Annotated in this window: 7 protein-coding genes; 3 read left to right on the top strand and 4 right to left on the bottom strand. The window is 48.3% G+C overall.

What is annotated here, in order from left to right:
- Positions 1–1,311 (top strand): lysine--tRNA ligase (lysS, locus tag H6F50_RS01070; RefSeq protein ID WP_190425357.1); only part of this gene is annotated, 1,311 nt, incomplete at its 5' end.
- A 162-nt stretch (positions 1,312–1,473) separates the two neighbouring features.
- Here the strand turns inward: lysS and H6F50_RS01065 are convergent.
- Complete coding sequence (locus H6F50_RS01065; RefSeq protein ID WP_190413462.1) at positions 1,474–2,076, bottom strand: glyoxalase-like domain protein; 603 nt, start codon at positions 2,074–2,076, stop codon at positions 1,474–1,476.
- A 460-nt stretch (positions 2,077–2,536) separates the two neighbouring features.
- Here H6F50_RS01065 and H6F50_RS01060 point away from each other — a divergent pair, with 460 nt between their 5' ends.
- Both H6F50_RS01060 and H6F50_RS01055 read left to right on the top strand, forming a co-directional pair.
- On the top strand, positions 2,537–3,208 hold the full coding sequence (locus tag H6F50_RS01060; RefSeq protein ID WP_190413460.1) for a sigma-70 family RNA polymerase sigma factor: 672 nt from the start codon (positions 2,537–2,539) through the stop codon (positions 3,206–3,208).
- The gene (locus H6F50_RS01055; RefSeq protein ID WP_190425354.1) at positions 3,198–4,307 is read left to right on the top strand and encodes a tetratricopeptide repeat protein; all 1,110 of its coding nucleotides are present in this window, start codon (positions 3,198–3,200) and stop codon (positions 4,305–4,307) included. The genes H6F50_RS01060 and H6F50_RS01055 overlap by 11 nt, the downstream gene beginning before the upstream one ends.
- 79 nt (positions 4,308–4,386) lie before the next feature.
- Here H6F50_RS01055 and H6F50_RS01050 read toward each other — a convergent pair whose 3' ends face one another.
- The 3 genes from H6F50_RS01050 to H6F50_RS01040 form a co-directional block, all read right to left on the bottom strand.
- Entirely contained in the window at positions 4,387–5,187 is an 801-nt protein-coding gene (locus tag H6F50_RS01050) for a hypothetical protein (RefSeq protein ID WP_190425351.1), read from the bottom strand.
- Positions 5,188–5,343: 156 nt separating this feature from the next.
- The gene (locus tag H6F50_RS01045; protein WP_190413454.1) at positions 5,344–6,198 is read right to left on the bottom strand and encodes a DUF2267 domain-containing protein; all 855 of its coding nucleotides are present in this window, start codon (positions 6,196–6,198) and stop codon (positions 5,344–5,346) included.
- Between the two features lie 280 nt (positions 6,199–6,478).
- The gene (locus H6F50_RS01040; RefSeq protein ID WP_190425348.1) at positions 6,479–7,957 is read right to left on the bottom strand and encodes a HAMP domain-containing sensor histidine kinase; all 1,479 of its coding nucleotides are present in this window, start codon (positions 7,955–7,957) and stop codon (positions 6,479–6,481) included.
- Between the last annotated feature and the right edge of the window lie 29 nt (positions 7,958–7,986).

The following is a 7,986-nucleotide window of genomic DNA, read 5'->3' as shown; positions in this document are numbered from 1 at the left end:
GCCTTCTTTACCTTGCAAGACGAAACTGGCTCGATTCAGCTGTATCTGGAGAAGAAAAGAATCGATGAAGGGATGGCGGATGTCCCGGATGCCTTTAAACACCTAAAGGATCTAACGGATGCCGGGGATATTCTGGGAGCCAAGGGGACAGTTAAACGCACGGAAAAGGGTGAGCTATCGGTTTACGTCAAGCAGTACGCGATTCTCACCAAGTCGCTGCTGCCTTTACCGGATAAGTGGCATGGATTGACGGATGTCGCCAAGCGCTACCGTCAGCGTTACGTGGATTTGATTGTCAATCCGGAAGTGCGAGAAACTTTCCGACGCCGCGCTCTCATTACCGCCGGAATTCGCCGCTATTTGGATAAACTCGGCTTTATTGAAATTGAAACGCCAGTGTTACAAGGAGAAGCTGGCGGTGCGGATGCGCGTCCCTTCATCACCTATCACAACACGCTGGATATGGAGTTGTATCTGCGGATTGCCACAGAACTCCATCTGAAGCGGCTGATTGTGGGTGGATTTGAGAAGGTGTTTGAACTGGGGCGGATTTTCCGGAATGAGGGGATTTCCACTCGCCACAATCCCGAATTCACCACAATTGAGGTTTATCAAGCCTACGCCGACTATCAGGACATGATGGCGCTAACGGAGGGAATTATTACCACTGTGGCGCAAGAGGTGCTAGGGACGCTGGAAATTACTTATCAAGGCGAGCCGATTAATTTAACACCGCCTTGGCGTCGTGTGACCATGCACGACTTAGTGAAGGAGCAAACTGGCTTAGATTTTACCGCTTTCCCAACGCTGGAAACTGCCAAAGCAGCAGCAAGTGATGCAGGTATCGGAGGCGCAGAAGAATGCGAATCGATTGGCAAAATCCTTAACGAAGCCTTTGAGCAAAAATGCGAACCGAATCTGACTCAGCCGACGTTTGTGCTGGATTATCCGGTGGAAATTTCTCCCCTGGCTAAGCCGCACCGCTCGAAACCAGGATTGGTAGAGCGATTTGAGCTATTTATTGTCGGACGGGAGACGGCAAATAGTTTCTCAGAATTAACCGATCCTATCGATCAGCGTGAACGACTGGAAGCGCAAGCGGCGCGGAAGGCAGCGGGAGATTTGGAAGCGCAAGGCGTGGATGAAGATTTCCTGACAGCGCTGGAGTATGGAATGCCGCCGACAGGTGGTTTAGGGATTGGAATTGACCGCTTAGTGATGCTGCTAACCGATTGTGCCAGCATTCGGGATGCGATCGCTTTCCCTCTCCTCAAACCCGAAAAATCCGACGCTACCCCAGAATCAACCTAACCCCTGCCCCTTCCCGACTATGGAAGGGGAGAATTAAAAAGAACCAAAAAATCCAAAAATTTCTTCCTGTTCTTTCCCACTAACAAACATTTCTCCCGAACCCTCCTCTACAAGGGGAGGGTTCGGGAGAAATAGGGAGGAGTTAAGGAAAGGTCAAGATCGCTAATTCGATACTTCTGCCATTTCAATCACGCGACCATCCAAATCTTTTACCAAAAAATTCAATGGTTTGTCGCGGCGAATTTTGTGCTTGACGCCCCGCATTTGCACCCGCATCAGCACCATCTCTAGGCAATCGTGGTCAAAACAAACGTGGCGCTGCTGGTTTTTCTTCCCCAAACTGGCTCCAGAAATTACGTGCAGTTGGGTGTTCTTCTTGAGCTGATACCATAAACCTTCCGTACCATTCAGCTTTTGGGTAGCAGTGCTTCCTCCCAACGTGGGTGAGAGATAAAGCGGATCGATGGCAGTAGCTCCCAATGTTTGCTCGTAGTTGTAGTAGTAGTGCAGCGGCACTTCTGCGACTGGCAAATCTAGCAAGCCTTCATAAAACTGTCGCGCCGTGTCTAAATCGGACACCATGACGGTATGGACTTTTGGGGCGCTGGTGAGAAACATCCACATAGCACCGGCGTAGGCTGCCAAGAGCATCACCATGATGCCTTGAGTAGACAAAAGACCATCTAGAGGTAATTCAGGGAAAAAAGCACCTAAATGAACGAGCTGAGGCAGAAGAGAAATCGTATCAATTGCTGCTAGAACCATGAACCTACAAGGCTTGAAGAACTCTATTGAAAACTAAACTTACGGTTGCACATAACACTTTGACTGTAAAGCAGTCAAGAGCGCTATTTAATTCTATCAAGCTTAAACGAGTCTCTAAAATACTCTGTAAGTCTGCCGAAGTTAATAAAACTGACGCTGCAAGTCATCCAGCTCGATGCTGAGACAAGGCGATCGCTACGATTTCAGATACCCGACTTCTCTAGAAGTCGGGTATCTTGCCTTTGCAAAATGAGAAAGATAATCAGAAAGAGGGGAGTTTGTTGAGCGCGATCGCTACTCCATTCATCGCACTGAAGCGATCGCATCAGCTAAAAAAATAAAGGGCGATTGGCACTCTTCCCACCGACTAAAAATACAAGTATCATTTCCATTCCTGAAAACACTAGATATATTAGGGATCGTTCCTGGATAGAATGACTCCAGTAAGTGATTCAAAATCGTGCAAATTCCTCATTTCCCTGAAAGCAATCATCCGATTGTCAAATCGCTGTTTCATTACAGCGATCAGGAATTACTGACTTTGTTTCAGCGCCATCCGGAGCAGGGGCGCTTCTTCGTAGCGCTTTTCAGTCGCTATAGTCCGATTGTTTATACCCTGATTCAGCATTTGGCGCGATCGCCTGTACAAGCAGACTACCTCTTCGCCCTCACCTGGCGGCACATCTACTTTGAGCTAGGCGGACTGGATTTGCGCGATGTTAGCGGGACTGGGATGCTAACGTTCCAGAACTGGCTGATCAACATTACTGCTGTATGTATCAACCAGGCAGAATTGCCGCCCGTGGAGTCAATTCATTACAACCTACAAGCGGCTTCCCCGCCCCTGTGGTGTTATGTCGAACAAGCGTTGGAGCGATTCCCGCCGATGCTGCGATTGATGGTGCTGATGGCGCAGACCTTTAACTGGAGTCATACGCGGATTGCCGCTTATCTCCAGGCAGAGGGAGAAACAATTTCTCCCGCACAGGTTCAAGTCAAGCTCCAAGAAGGGTATCAACTGTTAGAAGCTTCTTTACCAGAGGATATTCGCACAATTTATCTGGTAGGAGCAGCTAAGCAACAAAAAGGTGAGAAGCAAGAGGCAAGTGGAGCGATTAGCTATGAGTTATGAGGAGCGAGGGTGGTTGTTTGCAGCATTCGCTAAACTAGGCAAAAATAGGGCACAAAAAATAAAAGAGAACAATGCTAATAAATTGAGATTCTTTTCTGTTTCTTTTATCTTTTTACTGTTTACTTTTTACTTGCCGAGCAGTGCCAAAGCCGTTAGTATTGACCAACAACTCAGTATCCCCTTGAACAATGGCACCCAAGGATATGCGAGGGAAGATGCTGACCGACTGCTGCGATTGGGCGCACAGGAGGAACAGAGAGGGAACCTGGCAAAAGCAATTCCCTACTGGATACAAGCACTGGATATTTACCAACAAATAGGCGATCGGCAGGCAATCGGTCAGACATACGATTATCTAGGTCTTACTTACGCCCGCTTGGGACGCTACTTTGAGGCGGAAGATGCCCTGCGACGCCGGTTGGCGGTTGCCCGCGACGAACCAGACTTCCAGGGGCAGATTTATGGCTTAAATAACGTCGGCACTGTTTTACTACAACGAGGTGCCGTGCAGGCAGCTTCAGCAAGCTTTTCTGAAGCACTGGCAATTGCCCAAAGCATCAACAGCCAAGCCGGGGAAGGACTGTCGCTAAGTAATCTAGGATTGGCGGCGGCAAATAGCGGCGATTATTTGCAAGCGATTAAACGTTACGAAGAAGCCTTGATTTTTCGGCGTCGGGGGAAAGACCCGCTGGGCGAGGCGAATACAGTGAATAATTTGGGAGATGCTTATCTGGCACTCAATCAATATCGGGATGCTCAGATTTCATACCGTGGAGCGCTGAGATTGGGTCGGCAAATACGCGATCGCTCAACTCAATATCGAGCGATTGATGGTCTGCTGGTCGTCTACAGCAAGCTTAGGCAGTATCAGGAGGGTTTTGAACTGCTCGATCGCCGCTTAACCTTGGCTCAGGAATCGCAAAATTTGCGGCAAGAACTAGAATCGCTCAGGTTATTTGCCCAACTTTATCAGGTCAGTGGCAACCCAGTAACGGCGCGGACCTTCTACCAACGAGCGATCGTTTTGGCGCGTACCCTTGGGGATGAGCAGGAAGAAGCACTTTTGCTCAACAATTTGGCTCAAATTCGGATTAGATAAAGCGTTTGAATCAAAAGAGAAATGTAGGGATGCAAAGCTTTGCATCCCTACATTTCTAATTATGGAAATATTAAAACGGTTAGTTCAGCAAGACATTCCCGTTTTCCTGGATAGTCATGGCATTTTTGTCAACACTGAGATCCGTTGTTTCTTCCAAAACCACCTCTAACATTCCTTGTTCACCTGATGTTTGGGGAACGACTCTCAACAGTGCCCCATTCGGACGTTGAAAGGTCAGATTTACAGGGGTTTTCAAGCCTTGGAGCGTAATATTATCTCTACCCGGTAGTCTTCGCTGATTGGTATCGCCCAGCACCTGGTAAGTAATGGGATCGCCAGTTTGGTTAATCAGCCTGACATTCACCATCCCGTTCATGGGCATCACGTTAGAAGCGGGAGATTGTAGCTGTTCTGGGGCTGGTGCTTGAATCACAGCACCCGGTTGTGTCGGGGGTGCCGTCTCAGCGCCCGGTCTTGGCAGCGCTGGGGATGTTGTCTCAGTCGCAGAACCTGGCTGGAGTGGCGGAGCGGCTGGGCAACCTGCGGGAGGACGAATGCCCGCTTGAATGTATCTAGATTCGTAGAAAATGCTAGGACAAGGATTTAGCGGCGAAGCACCCTGAGCGTTATTCTGCAATTGGTTGACATTGTTAGGAGTGGAGTTATTTTGCATGATGCGATCGCCACTTGCAGGTGGTTGCATGATGCGATCGCCACTTGCGGGTGGTTGCATCAGGCGATCGCGAGTATCGCGCGGTTGGTCGATCTCCCCTGGAGCCGAGTTCATCTGAGCCAGCGCTGGTAAGCCAAAGAGCAAACTCCCGCAAATCGCGCCTGCTAACGCTAGTGTTTTTTTGATTGGCTGATGTTTGTGAATCATGATTGATTCTCCTTTAATTCAGTTTTTTAAAAGCATTTATACTGCCCGACTTCAGCAATTTGGTACTCGTCGGGCAGCAAAAAAAGATTTAAATTCTAGTCAGTTAAAGGCGAAAGTAAAGAATTTGCTCTTTTTACTTTTGCCTTTTTCAAAAAGTTAGGCTTGCTCCCAGAGTTCTCTAATTTTGTCGGGTAAGAAGCCAGCAATTTCCTGAATCCGTTCTTCGGACAATTCATCTTTTGTCGCCGAGAACACAGCCTTAATTGCCATTTCCGGTTCTACCCCTTGCGGCAAACCTGCTTCTTGGCGAATCCGGAATAGAAAAGTATCAGCCTTAATGATCAGGGGAGGACGAATCCGGCTAAGGAAATGGACAATTGGATTGGTATCCTGCCACAAGTCAGCAATTTCGTTTTGCAGCGCCTTATCTTCTGTCGGTTCTACTGGTTCATGCAGTTCAGAAGTCACCCGATCGGCGGCTTCATTCGTCATCATATCCCGCATGGTACGGAACACAACCTCGCTAATATCTCTAGCATCAAAGATATCTTCCAGTTCGCCCCTGAACATCACTTTCTCTAGGAAGGGCATATCTTTTGTGGCAATGGGAACCACAGGACCTTCCTTAAGGGCTGCTGGCGGGTTTTCCTCCATTTTTTCCAACAGGCGTTGCCCTTTTTCGGTCAGTCTGGCACTTTTAAATTTAATTAGATGAGGTGCTAAACCATCAGAGGGATCGTAGGAATTGGCAATGCGGAAGTCGAACTCTTTCGGATTAACGACATCCGTGGTATCTTCCTGATTAGCGTAAGCATTGCCAGTAAATTCAGCATCGATATACTGCTTTTGATTTAAATAATCTAAGTGCCCCATCAGGTCGGTTTCTGTGACTTGTCTACCAGCGAAGTCTGCCGCCGTGAAGGCTACTTCATGCTTACCCGGTTCGCTGTCACCTTCGTGAATTTTTTTGAGTAAAATGTAGGCAACATCTTCTCTTAAGGGTATTGTCATCAGAATCTCCTTATATTTTGAATGTTGGATTTAGTAAACGTGGCGCTTTGCCCTAAACTTTCCATAAGAAAGGACTCGTATATAACGAGTAGAGCAATTGAAACTCAAAGAGAGTCTCAAAACCACTTTTGGGTCTAAATTTGGCTAAATTGCCTTAGCCGCTATTCAAGAAATTAGTAGGTCAAGCTTGATCCCTGCATCTGCCAGGGGAAGCATTTCTAAAGTAGAGTCTTCGGAAGGATGAAGGAAGAGGGATGAAAGATGAATGAATTTGTCCTTCCTAATATTCTTCTGTGGCTGCCGGTAAAGTGACGGTAACGGTTGTACCTTGATGGAGAATGCTTTCAATCTGGATGTGACCTTGGTGCGTTTCAACAATTGCTTGCGCGATCGCTAACCCTAATCCAGATCCCGTTACCGTTGTATTTCCTGCGATATGAGTTCTAGCTGGATCGACTCGATAGAATCGGTCGAAAATGTGGGGCAGTGCCGACTCTGGAATGCCGATGCCAGTGTCGCTGACTCCGACTTGCAGATGGGGCATCCCGTGGCGTTTCGTGGCGAGGCGATTCATGGTATCGACCCATTGCAATGTCACATCAACTTTACCCCCTGCTGGAGTGTATTGCAGGGCGTTACTAACCAGATTTGTGAAGAGACGCGCCAGCTGATCCCAGTCACCTTCAATAGCAAAGGCATCCTCTTCAAATTTGGGATTTGGGATTTGAGAGGGGAGATTTTCTTCCTCAATCATTCCCATATTTAAAATTGGCAATCCAAAATCGAGAGATAGCTTGACACCTTTCTCCGCAGCGACTAGCTGTTGTTCTTCAATCACCTCCATCAACAAGGCATCAAGGTGAACTTGAACCCAAGTGCGTTGTTTCATGCCACTATCCTGCCGCGCCAGAAATAGCAGATCGTCCACCAAACGCCCTAAACGCCTGGTTAGCCGTTCTACAACCTTCAGCTGTTGTCGGTAATGGATAGGTGCCGCCCCAGATGCCGCTATCAGGTCGGGATCGTCCAGCGCCACCTGCACATTCGTTTGAATCATGGCAATCGGGTTCCGCAGTTCGTGGGAGGCGTCAGCGGTGAATTGTTTAAGCCGTTGGTAGGACTCTCTCACGGGTTCCATCGCCAAACCGGAAAGCCACCAGCCGCTAGTCGCCACAGAAATCAACATTAGTCCGGTGCCAAAAATCAAATCAACCATCAACAAGCGAGTCGGTTTGGCAACCTCAAACCAAGGATGGCTGACCCGCAGATATCCTAGTACCTGACGCCCCATTTGCACTCGTTGCGTCACCTGTCGCAAAAGCAGCTTGGAGTCCTTCGTTGCCTCCCTGGTCGAAGACCAAAATTCCGAGTCTAATATCCCTTGCCAGGAAGCCCGAACGACCGGCACGGTTTCACCAGTGCGGTTGAGATGAATGGGAATATCTAAAGGTTCGGAGAGAGTTGACCAGAGTAATTCACCTGTGGGGCTAAACCACTCTAGGTCGATGTGGTCGTCTTCAGCGGCTTCTGCATCGTTGCGAAAACTTGCTTCAACATTGACGGATGAACTGCCATTCGGGGCGGTTTCAATCACGAGCGATCGCTGCACCACTTCCACTACATGATTGAGCGTGTCATCCACGCGCTCAATCAGCGTGTTGCGGACATACAAATAAACCCCAGTAGCAAATAGCAGTAGCAGTACCGCTGTAACAGCCGTGTACCAAATAGCTAATCGCCGACGAGTAGCTTGAAACATAAATTAACTCAATCTTTTGCCAATGCTAT

Source organism: Coleofasciculus sp. FACHB-712 (genome assembly GCF_014695635.1).
Lineage (GTDB): Bacteria > Cyanobacteriota > Cyanobacteriia > Cyanobacteriales > FACHB-T130 > FACHB-T130.
The sequence above is the reverse complement of the archived record's forward strand: the minus strand, read 5'-3'. Positions and strand labels throughout refer to the sequence as shown.

Excerpts from the sequence above, each read along its gene's own strand:
- H6F50_RS01055 (WP_190425354.1), top strand. The coding sequence starts at position 3,198 with ATGAGTTATGAGGAGCGAGGGTGGTTGTTTGCAGCATTCGCTAAACTA.
- H6F50_RS01040 (WP_190425348.1), bottom strand. The coding sequence starts at position 7,957 with ATGTTTCAAGCTACTCGTCGGCGATTAGCTATTTGGTACACGGCTGTT.
- H6F50_RS01050 (WP_190425351.1), bottom strand. The coding sequence starts at position 5,187 with ATGATTCACAAACATCAGCCAATCAAAAAAACACTAGCGTTAGCAGGC.
- H6F50_RS01045 (WP_190413454.1), bottom strand. The coding sequence starts at position 6,198 with ATGACAATACCCTTAAGAGAAGATGTTGCCTACATTTTACTCAAAAAA.
- H6F50_RS01065 (WP_190413462.1), bottom strand. The coding sequence starts at position 2,076 with ATGGTTCTAGCAGCAATTGATACGATTTCTCTTCTGCCTCAGCTCGTT.